Raw genomic sequence first — 24,132 nt, forward strand, 5'->3', positions numbered from 1 at the left:
ATGAGCAAAGGACTTCGCCTCACCTTCGATGATGCCGTTCTGCTGGGTGGCGCACGCACGCCCTTCGTGGACTATCGCGGCGCCTTTGCCGAGATTTCCCCTATCGATCTCGGCATCAAGGCCGCCCGCGCGGCGATCGAGAAGACCGGGGTCAAGGCAGCCGACATCGGCCACACCATTGCCGGCTCCATGGCCCAGGCCTCGTTCGATGCCTTCATGACCCCGCGCCATATCGGCCTCTATGCCGGTGCGCCCACCGAAGCCCCGGCGCATCTGGTGCAGCGGATCTGCGGCACCGGACTCGAAGTGATTGCCCAGGCGGCCGATTCCGTGGCTTTGGGCCGTGTCGACCTGGCGCTGGCGGCGGGATGCGAAAGCATGAGCCGCAACCCGATCGCCGCCTATACCCACCGCAATGGCTTTGCCATGGGCAAGGTGGAGTTCAAGGATTTCCTCTGGGAAGCGCTCTATGACCCGGCCGGCTGCGTCACCATGGGCGACACGGCAGAGAACCTGGCGAAGAAATACGGTATCTCCCGCGAGCGGGTCGACCGCTATGCCGAGCGCAGCTTCGAGCGCGCCATTGCCGCGCGCGATGCGGGCATCCTGGCCGAGGAAATTATGCCGGTCACCAGCGAAGTCTTTGCCATTGATGGCCTGGACCAGCGCGGCATCAAGCTGCCGCGCGGGGTCGAGAGCGTCGCTGTGGACAGCCATATCCGCCCCTCGCCCTATGAGGTGCTGGCAAAACTCCGTCCGGCCTTTGGTGGCGTACAGACCGGCGGCAATTCTTCGGCCATCGTCGATGGCGCCGGCGCGGTGCTGGTGGCCTCGTCGAACTACGCAAAAGCCAATGGCCACCGGCCCTTGGCGCGCATTCTCGCCAGTGCCGCAGTGGGTGTGCCGCCGCAGATCATGGGCATCGGCCCGGCCCCGGCAATCCGCGCCGTGCTGGAAACGGCGGACATGCGCCTCGACCAGATCGACCGCGTGGAGATCAACGAGGCCTTTGGCGCGCAGGTTCTCGCTTGCGTCGAGGAACTGGGGCTCGATGAGACGAAACTCAACGTCAATGGCGGGGCCATCGCCATCGGCCACCCGCTGGGCGTCACCGGCATTCGTCTTGGCCTGACGCTGGCGCTGGAACTCAGGCGCTCCGGCACCCGCTATGGCATTGCATCGGCCTGTATCGGTGGCGGGCAGGGCATTGCCCTTCTCATCGAGAACCCGGAGGCCGTGTGATGGATATTGCGGGCAGAACCGCCTTTGTCACCGGCGGCGCCTCGGGTCTTGGCGCGGCCACCGCGCGGACCCTCAAGGCCTCCGGCGCCACCATCGCCATCTTCGACCGCGACACCACCAGGGGTGAAGCTCTTGCCGCCGAACTGGGCGGCCAATTCTTCGCCGTCGACGTGGCCGATGCGGCCAGTGCCGAAGCCGCCGTCGCGGCTGCAATCGCCGCGCTGGGCCCGCCCTCGGTACTCGTCAACTGTGCCGGCATCGGCACGGCAGGACGCATTGTCGGGCGCGACGGGCCAATGGACCTGGCAGTTTTCCAGAAGGTCATCAATGTCAACCTGGTCGGCAGCTTCAACATGATGCGGCTCTGCGCCCATGCCATGTCGCTGGCCGAGCCCGACGCGAACGGGCAGCGTGGGGTCATTGTTTCGACCGCTTCGGTGGCCGCCTATGAGGGCCAGATCGGCCAGGCGGCCTATGCCGCCTCCAAGGGCGGCATTGTTGCGCTGACCCTGCCGGCGGCGCGCGAATTTGCCCGTTTCGGCATCCGCGTCCTTGCCATCGCGCCCGGCCTGTTCCTGACACCATTGCTCGAAGGCCTGCCCGAGGAGGTGCGCGATGGGCTGGCAACATCCATCCCCCATCCGGCGCGGCTGGGCAGGCCCGAGGAATTCGCCGGTCTGGTGATGGCAATGGTCGGCAATGACTACCTCAATGGCGAAGTGATCAGGCTCGACGGCGCCCTCAGAATGCAGCCGAAATAGGAGGCGTCATGTTTTCCCGTATCACCAAGGTTGAGATCCAGTTCGGCGACTGCGACCCGGCCGGCATCGTCTACTATCCCAATTACTTCCGCTTCTTCGACAATGCCACGGCCGCTCTGCTCTCCGCTGCCTTTGCCATGCACAAGCGCAACTGGCTCGACCATTACGGAATCCTGGGCATTCCCATGGTCGATACCGGCGCGCGTTTCATCAGGCCCTCGAGCTTTGGCGATGTGGTGGAGATCAGGAGCGAGATCGCCGAACTGGGCCGTTCGAGCTTTGGTGTGAAGCACAGCCTCTACCGCGATGGCGAACTGGCCATCGAGGCGCATGAAAAGCGGGTCTGGGTCGTTCGGGGTGAGGATGGCAGCATTCGCTCGGCGCCGCTTCCGGACGAGGTCCGGGCGCTGCTGGGCCAGGAACAAAAGCAAGGATCGTGAGATGACCCAGGATGTGCTGCTGATCGAGCAGAAGGGCGCTATCAGCCACCTCACCCTCAATCGTCCCGACAAGCGCAATGCGCTCAGCGACGATCTGGTCGCCGCGATCGATGGCTTCTTTGCGAAAGTGCCAGGCGAGACACGGGCCATCGTGATGTCAGGGGCGGGTGGACACTTTTCCTCCGGCCTCGATCTGTCGCAGCATGTGGCGCGCGAGCCGCTTGAGGTCATGGCGCATTCGCGCAACTGGCACCGGGCTGTGGCGCAGATTGCCCATTCGCCGGTGCCGGTCATTGCGGCCATGAATGGTGCGGTCATGGGCGGGGGGCTCGAAGTGGCGGCGACCTGCCATGTGCGCGTGGCCGAAGAAACGGTGCGCTTCCAGATGCCCGAAGGCCTGCGCGGCATTTTTGTGGGCGGTGGCGGCTCGGTGCGGATTTCGCGGCTGATCGGACCGGACCGGCTGACCGAAATGATGCTGACCGGCCGCACCTATTCGGGCGTCGAGGGTGAGCGGCTGGGCCTCGCCCATCATGTCGTTCCCGAAGGCGGCGCATTGGCGAAGGCCTTCGAACTGGCCGAGCGGATCGCCAGGAATTCGCCGACCATCAACGGCTTTATCATCCAGGCCATCGCCCAGATCGGCACCATGCCGCCCGAGGCCGGGCTCTATGCCGAAAGCCTGACAGCGGCGCTGAGCCAGACCGGACCGGATGCGGAGGAGGGATTGCGGGCCTTCCTGGAAAAGCGGCCGCCGGTGTTCAGGTAACTGGTTACACACGGTGCCGTCCTCGGGCTTGACCCGAGGACCACTCAGAACGCGCTGGATGTGGCGAGTGGCCCTCGGGTCAAGCCCGAGGGCGGCACGGCGGGGAGGAGAAGCGATGAGGCAGGAAAGGAACAGCCAAAGCCGCTCAGATCAGCCGATCGAGCAGCGCCAGCAACTGGGCGCGCGCGGCCTCGCCGCCGAGGCGGGTCGTGGTCTCCTCCTCAAGCTCGGCATGGCGTGTCTGGGCCGTAGACAGGAAGGTCCTGCCCTGCGTGGTCAGATGCAGGGCATTGGCCCGCTTGTCCTGCCGCGATGGCAGCCGCTCGATGAGGCCCCGGTCTTCCAGCCCATTGACCAGGGCGACGAAATTGGCCCGCTTGATGCCCAGCACTTCGGCAATCTCGGTCTGCTTGCGGCCGGGATTGTCGGCAATGAGCACGAGCACGGAATATTCGGCCGGACGCAGCTTGAACTCGTCGAAAAAGGCGATGAACTTCTGGAAGACGCTGAGCTGGGCCCGGCGCAGGCGATAGCCGACGGCGCCAGTGGTCGTCTCGGTACGCAGGCCAGTCTCGGTTTCGGGCAGGATGTCGGCGGTGTGACTCATGGTAGTGCGAGCCTAGCGGGGCCCGTGGCGAAGGCAAGGGCGCGGCGGGCAACAGACGGCGGCACAGTGAAATTATTCCTGCCTGGGGATGTCAGGCCGGAAACGGGAAGAAATATGCGTTGCGGTTATCGGATCAACGGCAAAGAGCACGATTTGGGGGCGCAATGCGCCACGTTTCATATGTGTAGGGTTATGTAACAGCGGCTATTTGTCATTTTACTTGGGAGCGGCCAGCGCCTTAAATCGGTGCTGAAGTGGGGGAGGACCTGCGTGTTTAGAGATGAGTCCCTATTGGGGCGGTGCGTTGTCGGTCTGGCCAAGTGGCTGGCCATTGCGGGCGGCCTCGTGCTCATGGCCATGGTGGCCATGATCTGCATTTCCATTGTGGGGCGTGCCTTCCTGGCCTTTGGTCTCAGGCCCATCACCGGGGACTATGAACTGGTCTCCATCGGCATGGGCTTTGCCGTGTTTGCTTTCATGCCCTGGGCGCATCTGACGCGGGCGCACGCGCTGGTCTCGCTGGTCTCGGACAGTTTCGGCCCCATCGTGAACGCCTGGATCCTCGTCGTCACCGATTTCATGATGCTGGCGACCGCAAGCTTCCTCGCCTGGCGGCTCTATTTCGGCATGATGGACAAGTTCGCCTATAATGAAACCACCCTGCTGCTGCGCTTTCCGCTGAGCTGGGCCTATGCCATGGGCTTTGTCGGTGCCGTGGTCTGGGTCGCGGTGTCGCTGTATGTGCTGGGCCGCTCGATCGGCTATGCGGCGCGGGGCGAAGCCGAACCCAAGCGCATGGGAGCCGAAGTATGACCCCCTTGCTTCTGGGCTTTCTTGGCCTCCCTGCCGTTCTGATCCTGATTTTCCTGCGCGTGCCGATCGGCATTGCCATGTTTGCCGTGGGCATCTTTGGCACCTGGATGATCACCGGAAACTTCAATCCGGTGGCGGCGCAGTTCAAGAATCTCACCTATTCGACCTTTGCCTCCTATTCGCTCTCGGTGGTGCCCCTGTTCCTGTTGATGGGCCAGTTCGCCACGGTCAGCGGCCTCTCGGCCGGCCTCTTCAATGCGGCAGCGGCCTGGCTGGGGCATCGAAAGGGTGGGGTTGCCATGGCGGCCATCGGCGCCAGCGCCGGCTTTGGCGCCATTTGCGGCTCATCGCTGGCCACGGCCGCGACCATGGGCCAGGTGGCCCTGCCCGAGCTCAAGAAATACGGCTATTCGGGCGCTCTCTCGACCGCCACCGTGGCGGCCGGCGGCACCCTGGGCATTCTCATTCCGCCCTCGATCATCCTCGTCATCTTCGCCGTGCTGACCGAGCAGAACATCGCCAAGCTGTTCATGGCGGCCTTCATTCCCGGCATCCTGGCGGCCATCGGCTATCTCATCGTCATCGCCATCTATGTCCGCATGGTGCCCGGTTCGGGCGGCACGCGCGAGCGCATGCCCTATCGTGAGCGGTTCAAGGCCTTGGGCCAGACCTGGCCGGTCATGCTGGTCTTCCTCGCCGTTATCGGCGGCATCTATGGCGGCATCTTCACCCCGACCGAAGCGGCGGCGGTGGGTGCGGCCGGCACTTTCCTCATTGCGCTGGCCGCGCGCCGGCTCAACCGCAAGGAAATCGTCGAGGCCTGCCTCACCACCGCCAGCTCCACGGCGATGATCTTCCTCATCGTGCTCGGCGCGGCGGCGCTCAACAGCTTCCTGGCGCTCTCGCAAGTGCCGCAGGTCATGGCCGCCTGGGTGGGCGAACAGGGGTTCAACCCCTGGTTGGTGATGATCCTGGTGCTCGCCTTCTACCTCATCCTCGGCTGTTTCATGGATTCGCTGTCCATGATCCTGCTCACCGTGCCGATCATCTATCCGATGATGACCGTGCTCGATTTCGGCCTGACGCCGGACGAATTCGGCATCTGGTTCGGCATTATCGTGCTCATCGTCGTGGAGGTGGGCCTCATTACCCCGCCGGTGGGAATGAACCTCTTCATCATCAATTCCATGTCGCCGCAGACGCGACTGTCGGAAACCTATCGCGGCGTCCTGCCCTTCGTGGCCAGCGACATGATCCGCACTGCCATCCTGGTCGCCTTTCCGCCCATCACACTGGGGCTAGTCTGGCTGCTCTACTAGGGAGAAATCGCCTGCGCCCGGCGCTGTCGCCGGACGCGGGCTATGAACCGGCCCTCGGGCCAACAAGGGAGGGAAACCCAATGAAGACCAAGACTTTGGTGCTGGGCGCGCTGGCCGCGCTGGCCATGTCAACCAGTGCCTTTGCCCAGGAAGTCACCCTGCGCATCCACCAGTTCCTGCCGGCCCAGGCCACCATGCCCGCCGGCGCCATCGAACCCTGGGCCAACAAGGTTTCGGAAGAATCCGACGGCCGCATCAAGTTCGAACTCTACCCGGCCATGCAGCTCGGTGGCGCGCCGCCCGAACTCTATGACCAGGCCAAGGACGGGGTCGTCGACATCATCTGGACCGTGCTCGGCTATACGCCTGGCCGCTTCCCCAAGTCCGAAGTGTTCGAGCTGCCCTTCATCTCGCCCAATGGCGAAGTCGGTTCGGCCGCCTTCTACAATTACGTCATGGCCAATTCCGCCGAGGAATTCGCCGGCGTGCATGTCATCGCGCTGCACACCCATGGCCCGGGCCTGTTCCATTCCAAGGACCCGATTGCCAGCCTCGAAGACCTCAAGGGCATGAAGGTGCGCGGCGGTTCGCGCATCATCTCGGACATGCTGGCCAACCTGGGTGCCGAGCCGATCGGCATGCCGGTGCCCCAGACCACCGAGGCGCTCTCCAAGGGCGTGATCGATGCCACCACCGTGCCGTGGGAAGTGACGCCCTCGATCCGCGTCGCCGAGCTGGTCAAGAACCATACCGGCTTCACCAGCCAGTACGGCCTCTACACCCAGACCTTTGGCTTCATCATGAACCAGGACAGCTATAACAACCTGCCCGACGACCTGAAGGCGGTGATCGACGCCAATTCCGGCCTCGAAGTGTCGCGCCAGTTCGGCAAGGTCATGGATGAAGGCGACGCACGCGGCCTCAAGATCGCGGTGGAAGCGGGCAACAATATCGTTCAGCTCGACGAAGCCCAGACCCAGCTGTGGATCGATGCGGCCCAGCCCACCATCGACAAGTGGTTCTCGGACATGGAAGGCGCCGGCATTGACGGCCGCGCCCTCTACGACGCAGCCCGCGCTGCCGTCGCCGCCGAAATGTAGTTGGATTTTTCGAACATGATCGGGCCCGGCCGGGAAACTGGCCGGGTCTTTTTTGTTTTGTGATGGGGTGGTCGTGGTCACTCAATTGGGGGCCCATGGAGGCGACCACGTGCGGGGCATACCCCACCCTCATTCCCTCCCCATCGAGGGGAGGGATGCAAAAGACCGCAACGCATGTGTTCATCGTCTCCCTCCCCCTTGTGGGGAGGGATCAAGGGTGGGGGTGCGGTGCGTCACCAGCCACGGTGGGCTGCCACATCTAAGCCGGCAGACCCGTATAATTCTCCGCCAGGCTCTGCTGCGCCGCCCGCGATCCCGCAAGATAGTCGAACTCCGCCCGCTGGATGCGGCGGCCGAAGGGGCCGTTTTCCGGGAATGTGTGCATGAGGCTCGTCATCCACCACGAGAAACGCTCGGCCTTCCAGATCCGGCTCAGGGCATTTGCCGAATAGAATTCGATCCCAACATTGGAATGCTCGGCATAGAGTTCGATGAAGGCGTCGGCCAACATGGCGACATCGCTCATGGCGAGGTTGAGCCCCTTGGCTCCGGTGGGCGGCACGATATGGGCGGCGTCGCCGGCGAGGAACAGTTGTCCGAAACGCAGCGGCTCGGCGACGAAGCTGCGCAGCGGCGCGATGGATTTTTCGATCGAGGGGCCAGTCTGCAGCGCCTCTGATGTCTCGGGATTGAGGCGGGCGCGCAGTTCGTCCCAGAAGCGGTCATCGCTCCAGGCCTCGACCTTTTCCTCCGCGGGCACCTGCACGTAGTAGCGGCTGCGCGTGGTGGAGCGCTGCGAGCAGAGGGCAAAGCCGCGTTCGTGATGGGCATAGATCAGCTCATGCGCCACCGGCGGCTTGTCGACCAGGATGCCGAGCCAGCCGAAGGGATAGATGCGCTCGAAAGTGGTCAGCGCGGCCTGCGGAACGCTGGCGCGGCTGACGCCGTGATACCCGTCGCAGCCGGCGATGAAATCGCAATCGAGCCGATGGGTGACCCCGTCCTTGAGCCAGGTGACGTAGGGTTTGCCGTCGAAATCGTGCAGGGACACGTTCTCGGCCTCGTAAATGGTCTTGCCCTGACGCGCCTGCATCAGGTCGCGGGTCACCTCAGTCTGGCCGTAGACCACGACATGGCGGTCGACCAGGCCGATAAAATCCACGCGGAGCCGGTCGCCGTCGAAGCTGAGTTCAGTGCCCTCATGCACGAGGCCTTCCTCGTGCAGGCGTGTCGCCACCTGGGCCCGCTCCATCAGGTCGACCGTGCCCTGTTCGAGCACCCCGGCGCGGATGCGGCCGAGCACATAGTCGGCGCTCTTGCGCTCGAGGATGACATTATCCACGCCTGCCAGATCGAGCAGCCGCCCAAGCATCAGCCCGGCCGGTCCAGCGCCAATAATGGCGACCTGTGTGCGCATGAAATCCTCCCGTCTTTTGCCGCCATTGTGCTGCGCTGCCAGTGCGGGGTGAATGGACAGAGCGGGCAATTTCTTGCACTATCTGAACATGAACTTTGTCCCGACCTATGCCTTGTACGGAGAGACCGAGAGCCCGCAGCGGCAGGACTGGCTGCATTGGGAAACCATCCAGGCCCGCAGCCGCCTGCATGACTATCGCATCGCCCCGCACCGGCACGATGCCTTTTTCCAGCTCCTCCAACTGACGGGTGGGGCCGCCGAGATGATGCTCGACGGTGACATGCACCAGCTGGTTCCCGAGACCTTTGCGGTGGTTCCGGCCGGGATTGTGCATGGCTACCGGTTCAGCGCCGATGTCCGTGGTTTGGTGCTGACGCTGATGGAGCGCGATCTCGTGGGGCTCGGACTGCCGCGTCCCGGCCCCATGGTGGTGCGGGGGCAGTGCCAGGACATCGCCCAGGCCATCGGCCGGTTGATAGCTGAAGCCGATCGCCCCGGGGCTGGCCACGACGTGGCCATGCGGGCCCACCTGTCGTTGCTGCTGGTGGCGCTGCTGCGGGCCATGCCGGACCGGGCCGATGCCGCAGCCAGCAGCGGGCGGGCGGCGCAACTGGTCGCCGTGTTCCGCGATGCGGTGGAACAGCACTTCCGGCAGACGCGACGCGTGGCCGACTATGCCGGGGCGGTGGGGGTCAGCCATACCCACCTCAACCGCCTGTGCCGTCAGGTCCTGGGCTGCTCGGCGCTCGATGTCATCGAGGACCGGATTGTTCTTGAGGTGCGCCGGCAATTGCTGTTCTCGACGCTTTCGATCAAGCAGATCGGGGCCGAGCTGGGCTATGCCGACCCCGGCTATTTTACCCGCTTCGTGACGCGCAAGCTCGGCATGGCGCCAGCGGCCTTGCGGGCAGAGATGCTGGCGCGCAGAGAGAATCCCCACCCTTGATCTCCCAAGGGGGCGCAGGGCCGTCTGCTACGCCCCGTTGCGCCGCAGCTTCTCCGCCACATCCCGCACGGCCTGCATAAGGCTGGTGGTGGCGAGGGCCGCAGGTGTATCGGTGCGTGTCGTAAAACCGACGGGGCCAAGCGTTTCGCTGGTATCGACCGGCAGCAGCGTGAGAAGGCCCTCGGCGACATCGCCGGCCACCACGCCTTCGGAAATGATCCAGATGGCGTCGGTTTGACGCACATAGGAGCGCCCGAAGGCATTGGAGACGGTCTCGATCTCGTCGCGCAGCTGGGTGACGCCATGGGCGAGGAGGATACGGTCGACGATGGGGCGAATGACCGAATCCGGGGTCGGCATCAAAGTCTGAAACCCCTCGATCAGCCGCAGGTTGAAATCTGGCTCATCAAGCACCGGATGCCCCGGTCGCACGGCGAGCACGACGCGTTCGGAATAGAGATGCTCGAAAGAGAGGCCCACCATGGCATTGGGCTCGGCCATGCGGCCGATGACCAGGTCGACATCGCCAGTGCGCAGCAGCGAGAGCAGATAGCCATTGGGGCCGGTAATGATGCGGGTGGTGACGCCGGCATTGTCTGTGGTGAAAGCGCGCACCGCATCGGGCAGGATACGGGCCGAGACGGTGGGCAGGGCACCGACGCGGACAATCGCCGCATCATGGGTGCCACGCGCCGCGTCGATCCCCTGCCGCAGCGCCGCCAGGCTGGTCGAGGCATAGCGGAAGAACACTTCGCCAAAGGCGGTCAGCGCCAGTCGCCGACGGCTGCGGTCGAACAATTGCCCGCCCAGCAGCGCTTCGAGTTCCTGGATGGTCTTGGTGGCGGCGGGCTGGCTGATATTGAGCGCGTCGGCCGCCCCCGCCATGGAGCGCAGCCGCGCCACTTCAAGGAAGCAGGCAATGTGCCGAAGCCGGATTCGGGGGTCGATAATGCGTTGCGACATGCAGGTACCGGTTATGACTAGAGCCTGATTATCGGCAAAATACCTCGATTGGGTCGAAATACAATAATCTGAGGGTTATGGTATACCCGAGACATATCATTTTACAGTGCCCCTTCGGGTCCCTTAAATCGGGGCCAGGAGAAGCCATGTCCTTTGTCCGCATCAACGGCACTTTGCTGCATTACCGCCTGAGGGGTCCCGCGGGCGCGCCCGCGCTTGTATTTGTCAATTCCCTGGGCACTGACGCCCGCATCTGGGATGTCGTCATTGACGCATTGAGCGCCCACTATCGCTGCCTGAGCTATGACAAGCGCGGCCATGGCCTCAGCGACGCGCCTTCGGGTGACTATGCGCTCGAGGACCATCTCGACGATCTCACCGGGCTGCTCGACCATGTCGGCATCGACCGCGCCGTGCTGGTCGGCGTCTCCATTGGCGGGGTCATTTCCGAGGGCTTTGCCCTGCGCGCGCCAGAGCGGGTCCTGGGTCTGGTGCTCTGCTGCACGGCGCCGCGCATGGGCGATGCGGCCATGTGGAATACCCGCATCGAAACCGCCCGCCGCACTGGCCTCGGCGCCATGGTGGACAACATCATGGAGCGCTGGTTCAGCCCATCCTTCCGCGCTGAACGTCCGGTGGAGCTGGCCGGCTGGCGCAATCTTTTCCTCCGCACCGACCCGCAGGGCTATGCCAATACCTGCGCCACCCTGCGCGACACCGATCTGACTTCGGCCATTGCAGCCATCTCCGCTCCAACGCTGATCGTGGCCGGCTCTGCTGATCTTGCCGCACCGGTGGACCTGGTGCGCAACGGCCTCGCCATTCCCGGCGCGCGTCTCGAAGTCATCGAAGGCGTCGGCCACATCCCCAGTATCGAGCAGCCGGCCCAGTTGACCGCGCTGATCCAGAATTTCCTCAAGGAGGCCGGCCATGGCTGACACGACTTTGTTCGAGCGCGGCATGGCAACGCGCCGCTCGGTTCTGGGCGATGCGCATGTCGATAATGCCAATGCGCGCAAGACCGGGTTTGACGCCGATTTTCAGGCCTTCATCACCGAAGGCGCCTGGGGCTCGGTGTGGTCGCGGCCTGGCCTGACCAAGCGCGAACGCTCGATCATCACCCTCGCCCTTTTGGCCGGGCTCGGTCACGAGGAAGAATTCGCCATGCATGTGCGCGCCACGGTCAATACCGGCGCGACGGAAGACGACATCAAGGAGCTGCTGCTGCATGTCGCCGTCTATGCAGGCGTGCCGGCAGCCAACAGTGCCTATAAGATTGCGAAAAACGAACTGGCCAAAAGACAGGAGGCAGCGCAATGAGCGGCATCATTCTCCCCGGAGCCGACGGGCTGCTGTTCCAGCGCGACCGCGACTGGCACCCCAAGGCCGATACGCCCGGCTACAAGTCGACCACTTTCCGCGCGCCCAAGCATAGCCTGCTGGCATTGGGGCCAACCAAGTCAGAAATGACCGGGCCCACTTTCGGCCACGAAAAGCTCGGGCCCCTCGACAATGACCTCATCCGCAATTTCAGCCAGGACGGTACCGACGCCATCGGGCAGCGGATGGTCGTCTATGGCCAGGTGCTGGACGAGAATGCGCGGCCGGTGCCGAATACGCTGGTCGAATACTGGCAGGCCAATGCCGGCGGTCGCTACCGCCACAAGAAGGAAGGGTATCTGGCCGCGCTCGATCCCAATTTCGGTGGCTTCGGCCGCTCGATCACCGATGAGAACGGCTTCTATCACTTCCGCACCGTCAAGCCCGGCGCCTATCCCTGGCCCAATACCGGCAATGACTGGCGCCCGGCCCATATCCATTTCTCGGTCTTCGGCCATGCCTTTGCGCAAAGGCTCATCACCCAGATGTATTTCGAGGGCGACCCGATGATCTGGCAGTGCCCGATCGTGGCGACCATCAATGACAAGGCCGCCATCGATCAGTTGACGGCCCGGCTCGACCGGCTCAACACCACGCCCATGGATGCGCTCTGCTATCGCTTCGATATCGTGCTGCGCGGCCGCCGCTCGACCATGTTCGAAAACAAGCTGGAGGGGAACTGATGCTGCACCCGATCCCGACCCTCAAGGAAACCCCGTCCCAGACCGCCGGCCCCTATGTGCATATCGGCATGACGCCGAATTTCTGTGACATTACCGGCGTGATTGCCCAGGACCTGGGCAAGACCATGATCCACGGCGATGTCGCCGGTGAGCGGATCGATCTTGTCATCCGCATGTTCGACGGTGCCGGCACGCCTGTTTTCGACGGCGTGGTCGAGATCTGGCAGGCCGATGCCGAGGGCAATTTCGTGGGCCCCACTTCGCCCAATTCCTTGCCCGTCTTTACCGGCTGGGGCCGCCAGCCGGCCAATGAACAGGGCGAAGTGCGCTTCGCGACCCTCAAGCCGGGTCGCGTCGCCGGGCCAGACGGCAAGCTGCAGGCGCCCCATGTCTCACTCTGGATCGTGGCGCGCGGCATCAATATCGGCCTGCAGACCCGCCTCTATTTCGACGATGAGGCCGAGGCCAATGCGGGCGATTTCGTGCTCAACAAGATCATGGACAAGCGCCGCCGCGAGACGCTGATCGCGCGGAAAGACGGGTCCACCTACCGGCTCGATATTTACCTGCAGGGTGACAGGGAAACGGTGTTTTTCGATATCTGAAGGGGGTGCGGCGTGTGCCAACACCCCACCCTCGGTCCCTCCCCATCGAGGGGAGGGAGGCGCAGGGTGCAGCGCCTGTGTTCATCGTCTCCCTCCCCCTTGTGGGGAGGGACCAAGGGTGGGGGTGGCGACGCAGACCGTAGCCAGCTAGGAATATCGCATGACCCTCCTTTCCGCCCTTGCCGGTGATGACGAAATCGAAGCCCTGCTGTCCGACGCGGCCCAGCTCGACGCCATGCTGGAATTCGAGCGCGCGCTGGCCGAAGCCAGCGCCGAAGCCGGTCTTGTTTCCGAGGATGCGGCCAGGGCCATCGTCACTGCCCTCGACAGCTATTCCCCGGACTGGTCCGGGCTCGAAGCGGGCATGGCACAGGACGGTGTCGTGGTGCCGGCATTGGTGAAGCAGCTCAAGGCAAGGCTCCAGGAGCCGCATCGCGCCGCCCTGCACAGGGGCGCCACCAGCCAGGATGTCATCGACACGGCACTGATGCTGCAGCTGGCGAAAGTGTTCGACGTCTATGAGGCGCGGCTTTCGGGCCTGTTGGAAAAGCTTGCGGCGCTTTCCGCCGAACACGGCGCAAAACCGCTGATGGCGCATACGCGCATGCAGGTGGCGCTCCCCACCACCTGGGGCGCCAAGCTCACGAGCTGGTCCGAACCGCTCAAGCGCCAGCTGCGTGCCCTCGTGGCCATGCGCCGGAGCCTCCTCGTCATCCAGCTCGGCGGGCCGGTGGGGGATCGCGGCAGTTTCGACGGCCATGGCGATGCCATTGCCGCAGGCCTCGCCAGGCGCCTAGATCTCGGGCTGGCGACACCCTGGCAGGCGACCCGCGATCCCATTGTGGCGCTTGGCGCCCTCCTCGCACAGATCTCGGGATCGCTGGGCAAGCTCGGCATGGACGTGACGCTTCTGGCGCAGAACGAAGTCGCGGCCATCACGCTCGCCGGCGGTGGCGGCTCCTCGGCCATGGCGCACAAGTCCAACCCGGTGAATGCCGAAGTGCTGGTGGCACTGGCACGCTACAGTGCCGGTCTTTCGGGCACGCTCAACCAGGCCATGGTGCATGAAAACGAGCGCTCGGGCGCCGCCTGGACGCTCGAATGGCTGACGCTCCCGCCGATGCTGGTGACCACAGGCGCGAGCCTGCGTCTGGCCTGGCTGCTGCTGGAGCAGGTGCGGATCGCCTGAGGACTTGTCGGCCCTTTGCCCCGCCCACGCGCACGACACCGTGGGTGATGGAAGCCGCCTGGCGGCTTTCGGCGTCAGCGCACAGCGACCCGACATCGTCCTGTGGCTGCCCCGGCAGGCCGGGGCCACGCAGTAAGCCGATTGCTTTTGTACGAGGGCGGGGCCACAAGCCTGTGTCCAGTCTCGTGCGCACCATTCCCATGATCACAGCATTTGATATCGGCGGCACCACAATCAAGGCCGCGACCGCCATCGGTCCCACAGCGCTCACACCGGTCGGTCGCCTGCCGACGCCGCGCGACGATTTTCAGTCCTTCGTCGACGTCATTGCCGGCCTGGTGGAGCAGGGCGGTGCGCCTGATGGCAGCGCCATATCCATATCGGTCACCGGCGTCGTTGATCCCGATAGCGGTCTGGCCACGGTTGCCAATATCCCCTGCATCGACGGGCGCTATCTGGGCGCCGAACTCGGTGCACGCCTCGGGCGCCAGGTGCTGGTCGCCAATGACGCCGACTGCTTTGCCCTGGCCGAAGCGCATGCCGGCGCCGGCCGCGGGCATCGCGTCGTCTTCGGCGCCATTCTGGGCACCGGCGTCGGCGGCGGGATCGTGGCCGATGGAAAGCTGTTCCGGGGCGGCGGTGGGCTTTCGGGCGAATGGGGCCATGGCACGGCTGTGGCCACGAGAGCCAGCGTGCCGCCCTTCGAGGTGGCGCATTTCCCCTGCGGCTGCGGCCAGGCCGGTTGCGTCGACACGATCGGTGGCGCGCGCGGCATCGAGAAACTGCACCGGCTTTTGCACGGCGTGGACCTGAACAGCACCGAAATCATCGCCGCCTGGCAGGCGGGGGACGCAAAGGCCGCGCAGACGGTGGACCTCCATGTGGAACTGGTGAGCGTGCCTCTGGCTTTAACGATCAATATTGTCGGCCCCGACATCATTCCGGTCGGCGGGGGGCTGGGCAATGTCCATGCTCTGATCGCCCGCCTCGATACGGCGGTGCGCGCGCGCATCCTGCGCAAGCTCGACCGGCCGCTGGTGGTCCCGGCGCAGTTGACTGTAGATGCCGGGCTGATTGGCGCGGCCAGTCTGGCATTCTCGGAGGGTGTGGCATGACCATTCTCGAAGTCTGCGTCGACGATGCCGCCGGGCTCGCGGCTGCCATAGCTGGCGGCGCCGATCGCATCGAACTCTGCTCGGTCCTGGAAATGGGCGGGCTGACGCCTTCCGCCGGTCTCATGGCCCTCGCCGCGGCATCGCCCGTGCCGGTGCGCGCCATGATCCGGCCGCGCGCCGGGGACTTTGCCTTCGGGCCCGATGATCTTGAGACCATGCTCGGTGACATCGACGCAGCGCGCCGCGCCGGCCTTGCCGGCGTCGTGCTCGGGGCCAGCCTCGACGATGGCAGGCTGGACCTCGACATGATCGAAAGGCTGGTGGACGAGGCGGGCGAAATGCCCCGGACCCTGCACCGGGCCATCGACCTGGCGCCCGACTTCATCGCGGCGGTCGACCAGGCGATCGCCCTGGGTTTTGACACCATCCTGACTTCCGGCCAGGCCAAGACGGCGCTCGAGGGTATCGCGGTGCTGGAGCGCGCCCATGCCCATGCCGATGGGCGCATCACCATCATGGCCGGGTCAGGCATCAATGCGGGGACGGCCCCCGACATCCTGCGGCGCGTGCCGCTGGGCGCGGTGCATGGGTCCTGCTCGGAGCTGGCCATTGCCGACAGCGTCGTGGCGCAGCGGCTGGGCTTTGTCAGCCCCGGACGGCGCAGCACCAGCCGCGAGCTTGTAGCGGCATTGAAGGCAGTGCTGGGTTAGGGCATTCACCCGACAGGCCTGGCCTCCCCCTCGCGCGTCACCACCCGACCCGGGCGGAAGGCAAGGGGTTCGCAGCGTCTGTGCTATTCCCAGGCTTCGAGCATGGCGTCGGCGACAAATTGCAGGTGCCGGGCCATGGCCGTGCGCGCGGCCTCCGCATTGCCGCTGACCACGGCCGCGATGATCGCCTCGTGGTCATTGAGAATATGGCTGCGCACGTCGCCGATATCGGCCAGGTGCTGGTGGAAACGGGTATCCACTTCGCCGCGGCGCGAATTCCACAGCCCGTCGAGCATCTCGCGCAAGACGGCATTGCCGCAGGCATCGGCCAGGGTCATGTGCAGCAGCCGGTCGCTGTCGGAGGACCACTGGCCCAAGAGGGTTTCGGCTCGCATCTTGCGGATGGTTTCGGCCAGGCGCGCCGTGCCTTCAGGGGTGATGTGCTGGCTGGCCAGCGCCGCGGCCTCGGGTTCGAGCAGGCGCCGCACGGCCATGATTTCAAGCGGCGAGGCACTCTGCTCCGGCAAAGCCTCGTTGGCCGTGTCGCGTTTGCGCACGAAGGCCCCGACCCCCACCCGTACTTCCACAAGACCGGCCACTTCCAGCGCGATGAGAGCCTCGCGCACCGTGGGACGGGAAACGCCCAGGCTGAGTGCCAGATCGCGTTCGGACGGCAATTGCCCGCCCGGCTCGACCGCACCCGCATGGATCTGGTCGCGGATCTGGTCGGCGATCTGGATATAGAGTTTACGGTTGGAAACGGCCTGAAGCTTCATTGTGCCCTCTTTGCCTTCTCTTAGCCCCCGTCCGGCCGCCTGTCCACTGGTCTGACCACTTGACAGGAAGAGGCTGCGGGCTTAGCAATTACTTCGTGGCCTGCATTTAATCGCCAGACGCGGCGGCCAATCATGAAAATCATATTGTAATACTAATCTGTCTGACTTAGAACTGAGTGACTGTCGCCTTTGGGAGGAGGCGACCGCGCTGTCGGGGAAGAGGACAGTGATCTGGTGCGACCTGCGGCGGCAGGCCGACCACACGCAGCCGATTGACCTGTTACACCCGCTCTGCGGCGGCGCGCACCCCGCGCGTAGGTACGTACATCAATAGATCGCCAACAAGGGAGGACGTGTTGGCTCTTCTGGAACTGAACGGCGTAACCAAGGATTTCGGGGCCATCCGGGCTCTGTCCGATGTCAGCTTTTCCGTCGAGCCCGGCGAGGTGGTCGGGCTGATGGGCGACAATGGCGCCGGTAAATCCACGCTGGTCAAGATTATCTCGGGCATCTACCAGCCCACGGCGGGCAGCCTGCATTTCGCCGGCGATCACGCCCATATCCACAGCCCCGGCGAAGCGCGCCGGCTGGGAATTGAAACGGTCTATCAGGACCTCGCTTTGGCCGACAACCTGACCGCCGCCGAGAACATCTTTCTCGGCCGCGAACTCAAGCGCCAGGTCGGCCCCTTCCGGTTCCTGCGACACGCCGCCATGAATGTGCGTGCTGCCGAACTCTTTGCCGAACTCAAGTCCGAAACCCGTGCCGACGACTATGTGCGCCAGATGTCGGGTGGCCAGCGGCAGGCCGTGGCCATTGCCCGCACGCGCCTCGCCGATGCCCGGCTGATCCTGATGGACGAGCCCACCGCCGCCATTTCGGTGCGCCAGGTCGCCGAAGTGCTCAACCTGATCCACCGCCTCAAGGAAGCCGGCATCGCCGTCATCCTGATTTCCCACCGCATGCCGGACGTGTTTGCCGTGTGCGAGAGGGTCATCGTCATGCGCCGCGGCACCAAGGTGGCCGACAAGGCCATAGCCAGCTCGTCACCGGAAGAAGTGACCGCGCTGATAACCGGCGCCAAGGAGGCCGCGTGATGTCCAACGCCCATGCATCGACCTTTACCAATGTGGGGCGGGTCCGTTTCTGGCAGCGCGGTTTCTTCGCCAGCCAGTCCGCCTATGTGCTGGTGGCCCTGATCGTGCTCGTCGTGGTGATGAGCCTGCTTTCGCCCAATTTTCTGACCGCCGGCAACATCTCCAACATCACCCGCAATTTCTCCTTCATCGCCATTGCCACGCTGGGCATAACCCTGGTCATCATTACCGGTGGCATCGACCTCAGCGTCGGCTCGACCATTGCCCTGTCGGCTACGGTGACCTCGCTCGCCATGAATGGTCTGGTCACGGCGGGCTTCTACCCTTTCCCCGGCAGTGCCCTCCTGATCTCGGTGCTGGCGGGCCTGCTGGCAGCGGCGGCGGTGGGTCTGTTCAATGGCGTGGCCATCGCCAAGCTCAAGCTCAGTCCCTTTGTCACCACCCTGGGCACGCTCTCCATGGTGCGCGGCCTCGTCTATGTCGCCACCCAGGGGCGCGGCACGTTTCCGGCCGGGCCGGACAAGGACATGTTCCTGGCCGTCACCGCCGGCAAACTTTTCAACGTCGTGCCGGTATCCTTCCTCTATCTCATCATCTGCGCCGTCGTGATGTGGGTGGCGCTCAACCACACCGCCTGGGGCAAGCATGTCTTTGCCATCGGCAGCAACGAGAATGCGGGGCGGCTGACCGGGGTCAATGTAGATCGGGTCAAGATCCAGGTCTATGTGCTCTGCTCGCTGGCGGCCGGGGTCAATGGCATCATCATCTCCGGCTGGCTCGGCTCGGCCCCCGCCAATCTGGCGACGGCCTACGAGCTGACCATCATTGCGGCGGCCGTCATCGGCGGCGCCAATCTGGCGGGCGGGGTCGGCGGCGCTGCCGGCGCCATCATCGGCTGCGTGCTGATCGAGGTGATCCGCAACGGCCTCGTCCTCGCCCGTGTCGACCCCTACTGGCAACAGACCCTGGTGGGCGCGATCATTGTCGCCGCCGTGCTGGTGGACCGGCTGCGCTCGGCCCGCAACGGCTGACTTCGGCACAAGTTCAGGGGCCGCGCCATGGCGGTCCCCACGAGATCGGCACCGCAGCAACGACTGGCGGCGTCGAAGGGAGGCCGGCGAATGGCTCGCCGGTTCGACTAACCGGATGCACCCATCCGGTCCATTTGAGGAGACAACAATGACCAAGACAGCCATCGTGCTCGGCACGATCGCCAGCCTGTTCCTTGGCGGTACTGCCATCGCACAGGATAGCTATACCTTTGCCGTCGTTCCCAAGGCCATGAACAACCCGTTCTTCGACCTCACCCGCGACGGTTGTGAAGCCCGGGCCGCCGAACTCGGCAACGTGACCTGCCTCTATATCGGTCCGGTCGAACACGAAGCCACGACCCAGGCCCAGATCATCGAAGACCTGATCACCCAGGGTGTCGACGGCCTGGCCATTTCGGTGTCGGACATTGCCGCCGCCACCACCGTGATCGATCGCGCCACCGAAGCGGGCATTGCCGTCATTACCTTTGACTCGGACGCGCCCGACAGCACCCGCACCGCCTATGTCGGCACCGACAACAAGCTGTTTGGCGAAGATCTTGGCAAGCTTCTGCTGCAGGTTGCCCCCGAAGGCGGCACCTATGGCATGATCTCGGGCGGCGCCGCCGCGCCGAACCTGGCCCTGCGCGTCGATGGCGTCCGCGAGGCCCTCGCCGGATCGAACTGGACCGAAGTGCCGGGATCGCCGACCTTCTCCAATGACGACATTGCCCTGGCCGTGCAGCAGATGGGCGACCTCAAGACCGCCAATCCTGATATCAAGGCCATCGTGCCGGTCGGCGGCTGGCCGATGTTCGCGCCTGACGGCTGGAAGAACTTCGTCGACCAGTACAAGGCCGATGTCGATAGCGGCGCCCTGGCGCTGGTCGTCGCCGACACCCTCCCCCAGCAGCTCCAGCTGCTCAAGGAAGGCTATGCGCATGGCCTGGTCGGCCAGCGTCCCTATGAAATGGGCGAGAAGGCAATGGATACCCTGCTTGCCCTCGTCAATGGCGAGACGGTCGAAGAGATCATCTATACCGGCAATGACGTCGTCACCGCCGACAATGTCGATGAATTCCTGCAGTAAGTGACTTGCCGGGGCGGCCTACCGCCCCGGCACCTCCTGATCGTGTGACCTCCTGAAGAACCCGGCCCATGCCGGCAACTGGCTCCGCCTCGGCGGGGCCTGTTTTGCCTGATCGGTGGCGTCACGCGCATCAACTGGTCTGACCACTTGACAGCCTGATGGACTTGCCATTAGCTCCACTTCAGATTTCACGACCCGGCACAGATCGGGCGGAAGCCGAAGTGGAGGAGCAAGGCATGGCGGGAGGAGCTTTCGAGGGCATAGCCACGTCGACCCATGCCGTGCCCCTGGTCGAAATGACCGGGATCGACAAGACCTTTCCCGGCGTGCGGGCGCTGGTGGGTGCGCAGTTCAACCTGCGCGCAGGGGAAGTCCATGCCCTGATGGGTGAGAATGGCGCCGGCAAGTCGACGCTGATGAAAGTGCTCTCCGGTGTCTATGCCCGCGATGCCGGCGAGGTGAAGCTCGGCGGCGTGCCGGTGGAGATCACCTCGCCGCGCCAGGCCCAGGATGCCGGCATTTCCATCATCCACCAGGAACTGGCCCTGATGCGCGACCTGACCGCCGCGCAGAACATCTTCATCGGCCGCGAGCCGCGCCGCTTCGGCATTCTCGACGAGGGCCAGCTCAACCGCGACACTGCGGCCATCTTCGCGTCGATGAATTTGAAGCTCGAACCATCCGTGCCGGTGGAGAGCCTGACCATTGCCAAGCAGCAGATGGTCGAGATTGCCAAGGCGCTCTCCTATCGCTCCAGGGTGCTGATCATGGACGAGCCGACGGCGGCGCTGAACGATGCGGAAATTGCCGAGCTCTTCACCATCATCAATCGCCTCAAGGCCGAGGGCGTCGGCATCGTCTACATTTCCCACAAGATGGACGAGATCAAGCGCATCTCCGACCGCGTCACCGTCATGCGCGACGGCGAATATGTCGGCACCATCGAGGCCGCCACGACGCCTATCGAAACCATCATTTCCATGATGGTGGGGCGGACGCTCTCCAATGAGGTTCTGACCATTCCCAACACCGCCAATGCGCCCGTGGCGCTGGAAGTGAAGGGCCTCAGACGCGGCCGTGAAATCCGCGATGTCAGCTTTGCCGTGCGGCAGGGGGAAATCCTTGGCTTTGCCGGGCTGATGGGGGCAGGGCGGACGGAAGTCGCCCGCGCCATTTTCGGGGCAGACCGCAAGGAGGCCGGCGAAATCTGGGTGCATGGCCAGCGCGTCGGCATATCGACACCGCGCGACGCCGTTGAAAAGGGCATCGGCTACCTCTCCGAGGACCGCAAACTCTTCGGCCTCGCCACGGGCCTCGACGTGCGCAACAACATTGCCCTGGCCAGTCTCGACCGCTTCACCGGCCTTGGCGGCGTGCTCAATGAAGGGGCGATGGAAAGCGCGGCCAGGGATGCCATCCGCCAGCTTTCCATCAAGACGCCCAGCGACACACAGGAAGCGCGGCTGCTCTCGGGCGGCAACCAGCAGAAGGTGGTCATCGCCAAATGGCTGCTGCGTGACTGTGATATCCTGATCTTCGACGAGCCGACCCGCGGCATCGATGTCGGCGCCAAGTCCGAAATCTACAGATTGCTCAACAATCTCGCGGCGCAGGGCAAGGCGATCATCGTGATTTCGTCCGAGCTGCCGGAAATTCTGCGCTTGAGCCACCGTATCGCGGTCATGTGCGAGGGACGCCTGACCGGCATGCTGCCGGGCGGCTCGAGCCAGGAAGAAATCATGCGCCTCGCCACCATGCGCGAGCCTGCGATGGAGGTGCGCCATGCGGGGTAGGTTGTCTTCGACGAGCCGGCAGCGCGTTCACCTCTCCCTTGGGGGAGAGGTCGGCGCGCAGCGCCGGGTGAGGGGGCCTGCCCTGTCCCTTTGGCCGGCATCACCCCACCCTCATTCCCTCCCCATCAAGGGGAGGGAGGCGCAGGCTACGGCGCCTGTGTTCATCGTCTCCCTCCCCCTTGTGGGGATGGAGCAAGGGTGGGGGTACATTGCTCCCACGACCGGAGAGACCCCATGACCGACACCGCAGCCCCCGGCCAGAAATCGGGCATTCGCATCACCGGCGCCTTCCATAGGCTGCTGGCCTTTTCCGGCCTCATCGCGCTGGTCGTGGTGTTTTCCCTCGCCTCGCCCAATTTCATGCAGACCCAGAATATCCTGGCCATCCTGCAGGCCACCTCGGTCAATGGCGTCCTGGCCATTGCCGCAACGCTGGTCATCATCACCGGCGGCATTGATCTTTCCGTCGGCACGCTGATGACCTTCTGCGCCGTGATCGCCGGGGTGATCCTCACCTATTGGGGCCTGCCTTTGCCGCTCGGCATCATCGGCGCCATCCTCGCCGGAACCGTGGTCGGGACGACATCGGGCACGATCATTGCCAAGCTCAAAGTGCCGCCCTTCATCGCCACCCTGGGCATGATGCTGATCATGAAGGGCCTGTCGCTGGTCATCTCGGGGACGCGGCCGATCTATTTCAACGATACGCCCGGCTTTTCCCAGATTTCGCTGGGTTCGCTTGTCGGCTCGGTCATTCCGGGCCTGCCCATCCCCAATGGCGTCCTGATCCTCTTCGGCGTGGCCCTGCTCGCCGCCTTCATTCTCGGCAAGACTGCGCTCGGCCGCTACACCTTTGCGCTGGGCTCCAACGAGGAGGCGGTGCGCCTTTCGGGCGTTAATGTCGATCGCTGGAAAATTGCCGTCTATGCGCTGGCCGGCTCGATCTGCGGAGTCGCGGGCCTGCTCATTGCCAGCCGGCTCAATTCGGCCCAGCCGGCCCTGGGCCAGGGCTATGAGCTCGACGCCATCGCGGCCGTGGTCATTGGCGGCACCTCGCTCTCGGGCGGGCGCGGCACTGTACTCGGCACGCTGATCGGCGCGCTCATCATCTCCGTGCTGGCCAATGGCCTGCGCATCCTGTCGGTGGCCCAGGAATGGCAGACGGTGGTGACCGGGTGCATCATCATCCTGGCCGTCTATGCCGACATCCTGCGGCGCCGCAAACTTTAGACGCCGAAAATACCAGCGCGTCCTGCGCCAATAACAAGAAGAACAAGCAAATGAGTTTCAAAGCAGCATCTGGGAGGAAAACCATGCTCAACCGCCGTAGCCTGATTGGTGCCATCAGCGCCATTGCCATGCTGGCCGCATCCGGCCCCGCAGTCCTGGCACAGGACCAAGTCGACATTGCCCTCATTTCGAAAGGCTTCCAGCATCAGTTCTGGCAGGCCGTGAAGGCCGGTGCAGACCAGGCCGCCGCCGAGTTCGGTGCCAATGTCACCTTCGAAGGCCCGGAAAGCGAAAGCCAGGTCGACCGCCAGATGGACATGCTGGCCGCCGCCCTGTCGCGCCAGCCCGACGCCATCGGTTTTGCCGCGCTCGACAGCCAGGCCGCCGTGCCGCTGCTGCAGCAGGCGTCGGATGCCGGCATTCCGATCATCGCCTTTGACTCCGGCGTCGACAGCGACATTCCGCTTTCGACCGCCACCACCGACAACGTTGCCGCTGCCGCGCTCGCGGCCGACAAGATGGCCGAGCTGATCGGCGGCGAAGGCAAGGTGGCCGTCGTGGCCCATGACCAGACCAGCCGCACCGGCATCGACCGCGTCGACGGTTTCGTCAACCGCATGGCCGAAGCCTATCCCAATATCGAAGTCGTCTCCGTCCAGTACGGTGGCGGCGACCAGTTGCAGTCGACTGAAATCACCAAGTCGATCCTCCTGGCCAATCCGGACCTCAAGGGCATTTTTGGTGCCAATGAAGGCTCGGCCATCGGTGTTGCCAATGGCAAGACGGAACTGGGCAGCGAAGTCGTCGTCATCGGCTTTGATAGCGGCGCCGCCCAGAAGGGCATGATCACCTCGGGCGTCATGGCCGGCGCCATCACCCAGAACCCCGTCGGCATCGGCTACGAAACCGTCAAGGCCGCCATCGGCGCCCTCAACGGCGAAGAGCTGCCTGAAGTCATCGATACCGGCTTCTACTACTATGATGCGACCAACATGGCCGATCCCGAAATCGCGGCCGTGCTGTACGACTGACTTCGACGCGATGAGCCTTTGCTCT

Annotated in this window: 25 protein-coding genes; 21 read left to right on the top strand and 4 right to left on the bottom strand. The window is 64.4% G+C overall.

Features of this window, described 5'->3' with window-relative positions:
- From MQW79_RS15280 to MQW79_RS15295, 4 genes are read left to right on the top strand one after another with little or no spacing between them, the layout of a single operon-like run.
- Positions 1 to 1,242 (top strand): thiolase family protein, encoded by a 1,242-nt coding sequence (locus MQW79_RS15280; RefSeq protein WP_476585328.1) that lies wholly within the window; start codon positions 1 to 3, stop codon positions 1,240 to 1,242.
- Positions 1,242 to 2,003 (top strand): SDR family NAD(P)-dependent oxidoreductase, encoded by a 762-nt coding sequence (locus tag MQW79_RS15285; RefSeq protein WP_476585329.1) that lies wholly within the window; start codon positions 1,242 to 1,244, stop codon positions 2,001 to 2,003. Before MQW79_RS15280 ends, MQW79_RS15285 begins: the two co-directional genes overlap by 1 nt.
- A gap of 8 nt (positions 2,004 to 2,011) precedes the next feature.
- Positions 2,012 to 2,443, top strand: a complete 432-nt coding sequence (locus tag MQW79_RS15290) for an acyl-CoA thioesterase (protein WP_476585330.1) — start codon at positions 2,012 to 2,014, stop codon at positions 2,441 to 2,443.
- 1 nt (position 2,444) lies between these two features.
- Positions 2,445 to 3,212 (top strand): crotonase/enoyl-CoA hydratase family protein, encoded by a 768-nt coding sequence (locus MQW79_RS15295; protein WP_476585331.1) that lies wholly within the window; start codon positions 2,445 to 2,447, stop codon positions 3,210 to 3,212.
- A gap of 145 nt (positions 3,213 to 3,357) precedes the next feature.
- Here the strand turns inward: MQW79_RS15295 and MQW79_RS15300 are convergent, their stop codons facing one another.
- Positions 3,358 to 3,819 (bottom strand): MarR family winged helix-turn-helix transcriptional regulator, encoded by a 462-nt coding sequence (locus MQW79_RS15300; protein ID WP_476585332.1) that lies wholly within the window; start codon positions 3,817 to 3,819, stop codon positions 3,358 to 3,360.
- Between the two features lie 270 nt (positions 3,820 to 4,089).
- On the opposite strand from MQW79_RS15300, the gene MQW79_RS15305 reads away from it, so the two are divergent.
- The 3 genes from MQW79_RS15305 to MQW79_RS15315 all read left to right on the top strand — a co-directional run bounded on the left by MQW79_RS15305 (position 4,090) and on the right by MQW79_RS15315 (position 7,051).
- Positions 4,090 to 4,632: a TRAP transporter small permease gene (locus tag MQW79_RS15305; protein ID WP_476585333.1), complete on the top strand. Its 543-nt coding sequence runs from the start codon at positions 4,090 to 4,092 to the stop codon at positions 4,630 to 4,632.
- A complete protein-coding gene (locus MQW79_RS15310) occupies positions 4,629 to 5,951 on the top strand; it encodes a TRAP transporter large permease (RefSeq protein WP_476585334.1) in 1,323 nt (440 codons plus the stop codon). The genes MQW79_RS15305 and MQW79_RS15310 overlap by 4 nt, the downstream gene beginning before the upstream one ends.
- An 80-nt stretch (positions 5,952 to 6,031) precedes the next feature.
- A complete protein-coding gene (locus tag MQW79_RS15315; RefSeq protein WP_476585335.1) occupies positions 6,032 to 7,051 on the top strand; it encodes a TRAP transporter substrate-binding protein in 1,020 nt (339 codons plus the stop codon).
- Positions 7,052 to 7,310: 259 nt separating this feature from the next.
- On the opposite strand, the gene pobA is transcribed toward MQW79_RS15315, so the two are convergent.
- The gene (pobA, locus tag MQW79_RS15320; RefSeq protein ID WP_476585336.1) at positions 7,311 to 8,468 is read right to left on the bottom strand and encodes a 4-hydroxybenzoate 3-monooxygenase; all 1,158 of its coding nucleotides are present in this window, start codon (positions 8,466 to 8,468) and stop codon (positions 7,311 to 7,313) included.
- Between the two features lie 73 nt (positions 8,469 to 8,541).
- On the opposite strand from pobA, the gene MQW79_RS15325 reads away from it, so the two are divergent.
- Positions 8,542 to 9,414, top strand: a complete 873-nt coding sequence (locus MQW79_RS15325) for a helix-turn-helix domain-containing protein (protein ID WP_476585337.1) — start codon at positions 8,542 to 8,544, stop codon at positions 9,412 to 9,414.
- 27 nt (positions 9,415 to 9,441) lie between these two features.
- On the opposite strand, the gene pcaQ is transcribed toward MQW79_RS15325, so the two are convergent.
- Positions 9,442 to 10,377, bottom strand: coding sequence for a pca operon transcription factor PcaQ (gene pcaQ, locus MQW79_RS15330; RefSeq protein WP_476585338.1), 936 nt, complete (start codon positions 10,375 to 10,377; stop codon positions 9,442 to 9,444).
- Positions 10,378 to 10,523: 146 nt separating this feature from the next.
- Between pcaQ and pcaD the strand changes: the two genes are divergently transcribed.
- The 7 genes from pcaD (at position 10,524) to MQW79_RS15365 (ending at position 16,059) form a co-directional block, all read left to right on the top strand.
- Positions 10,524 to 11,315: a 3-oxoadipate enol-lactonase gene (gene pcaD, locus MQW79_RS15335; protein ID WP_476585339.1), complete on the top strand. Its 792-nt coding sequence runs from the start codon at positions 10,524 to 10,526 to the stop codon at positions 11,313 to 11,315.
- Entirely contained in the window at positions 11,308 to 11,697 is a 390-nt protein-coding gene (gene pcaC / locus MQW79_RS15340; protein ID WP_476585340.1) for a 4-carboxymuconolactone decarboxylase, read from the top strand. Before pcaD ends, pcaC begins: the two co-directional genes overlap by 8 nt.
- Positions 11,694 to 12,440, top strand: a complete 747-nt coding sequence (pcaH, locus tag MQW79_RS15345) for a protocatechuate 3,4-dioxygenase subunit beta (protein ID WP_476585341.1) — start codon at positions 11,694 to 11,696, stop codon at positions 12,438 to 12,440. The genes pcaC and pcaH overlap by 4 nt, the downstream gene beginning before the upstream one ends.
- Positions 12,440 to 13,045, top strand: coding sequence for a protocatechuate 3,4-dioxygenase subunit alpha (pcaG, locus tag MQW79_RS15350; RefSeq protein ID WP_476585342.1), 606 nt, complete (start codon positions 12,440 to 12,442; stop codon positions 13,043 to 13,045). The genes pcaH and pcaG overlap by 1 nt, the downstream gene beginning before the upstream one ends.
- A gap of 160 nt (positions 13,046 to 13,205) precedes the next feature.
- Positions 13,206 to 14,234: a 3-carboxy-cis,cis-muconate cycloisomerase gene (locus MQW79_RS15355; RefSeq protein WP_476585343.1), complete on the top strand. Its 1,029-nt coding sequence runs from the start codon at positions 13,206 to 13,208 to the stop codon at positions 14,232 to 14,234.
- Between the two features lie 200 nt (positions 14,235 to 14,434).
- Positions 14,435 to 15,349 carry an ROK family protein gene (locus MQW79_RS15360; protein ID WP_476585344.1) on the top strand — a complete coding sequence of 305 codons (915 nt, stop codon included), beginning with the start codon at positions 14,435 to 14,437 and terminating at the stop codon, positions 15,347 to 15,349.
- Positions 15,346 to 16,059, top strand: a complete 714-nt coding sequence (locus tag MQW79_RS15365) for a copper homeostasis protein CutC (RefSeq protein ID WP_476585345.1) — start codon at positions 15,346 to 15,348, stop codon at positions 16,057 to 16,059. Before MQW79_RS15360 ends, MQW79_RS15365 begins: the two co-directional genes overlap by 4 nt.
- Positions 16,060 to 16,142: 83 nt before the next feature.
- On the opposite strand, the gene MQW79_RS15370 is transcribed toward MQW79_RS15365, so the two are convergent.
- Complete coding sequence (locus MQW79_RS15370; protein ID WP_476585346.1) at positions 16,143 to 16,835, bottom strand: FadR/GntR family transcriptional regulator; 693 nt, start codon at positions 16,833 to 16,835, stop codon at positions 16,143 to 16,145.
- Positions 16,836 to 17,191: 356 nt separating this feature from the next.
- On the opposite strand from MQW79_RS15370, the gene MQW79_RS15375 reads away from it, so the two are divergent.
- The 6 genes from MQW79_RS15375 to MQW79_RS15400 all read left to right on the top strand — a co-directional run bounded on the left by MQW79_RS15375 (position 17,192) and on the right by MQW79_RS15400 (position 24,107).
- A complete protein-coding gene (locus tag MQW79_RS15375) occupies positions 17,192 to 17,932 on the top strand; it encodes an ATP-binding cassette domain-containing protein (RefSeq protein ID WP_476585347.1) in 741 nt (246 codons plus the stop codon).
- Positions 17,932 to 18,963 (top strand): ABC transporter permease, encoded by a 1,032-nt coding sequence (locus tag MQW79_RS15380; protein WP_476585348.1) that lies wholly within the window; start codon positions 17,932 to 17,934, stop codon positions 18,961 to 18,963. The genes MQW79_RS15375 and MQW79_RS15380 overlap by 1 nt, the downstream gene beginning before the upstream one ends.
- Before the next feature lie 148 nt (positions 18,964 to 19,111).
- Entirely contained in the window at positions 19,112 to 20,053 is a 942-nt protein-coding gene (locus MQW79_RS15385; RefSeq protein WP_476585349.1) for a sugar-binding protein, read from the top strand.
- A gap of 236 nt (positions 20,054 to 20,289) precedes the next feature.
- Positions 20,290 to 21,846 (top strand): sugar ABC transporter ATP-binding protein, encoded by a 1,557-nt coding sequence (locus tag MQW79_RS15390; protein ID WP_476585350.1) that lies wholly within the window; start codon positions 20,290 to 20,292, stop codon positions 21,844 to 21,846.
- Positions 21,847 to 22,080: 234 nt separating this feature from the next.
- Positions 22,081 to 23,076 (top strand): ABC transporter permease, encoded by a 996-nt coding sequence (locus MQW79_RS15395; RefSeq protein WP_476585351.1) that lies wholly within the window; start codon positions 22,081 to 22,083, stop codon positions 23,074 to 23,076.
- Between the two features lie 83 nt (positions 23,077 to 23,159).
- Entirely contained in the window at positions 23,160 to 24,107 is a 948-nt protein-coding gene (locus MQW79_RS15400; protein ID WP_476585352.1) for a substrate-binding domain-containing protein, read from the top strand.
- Positions 24,108 to 24,132: the final 25 nt, after the last annotated feature.

The organism is Devosia sp. Micro-HW1, assembly GCF_056341075.1.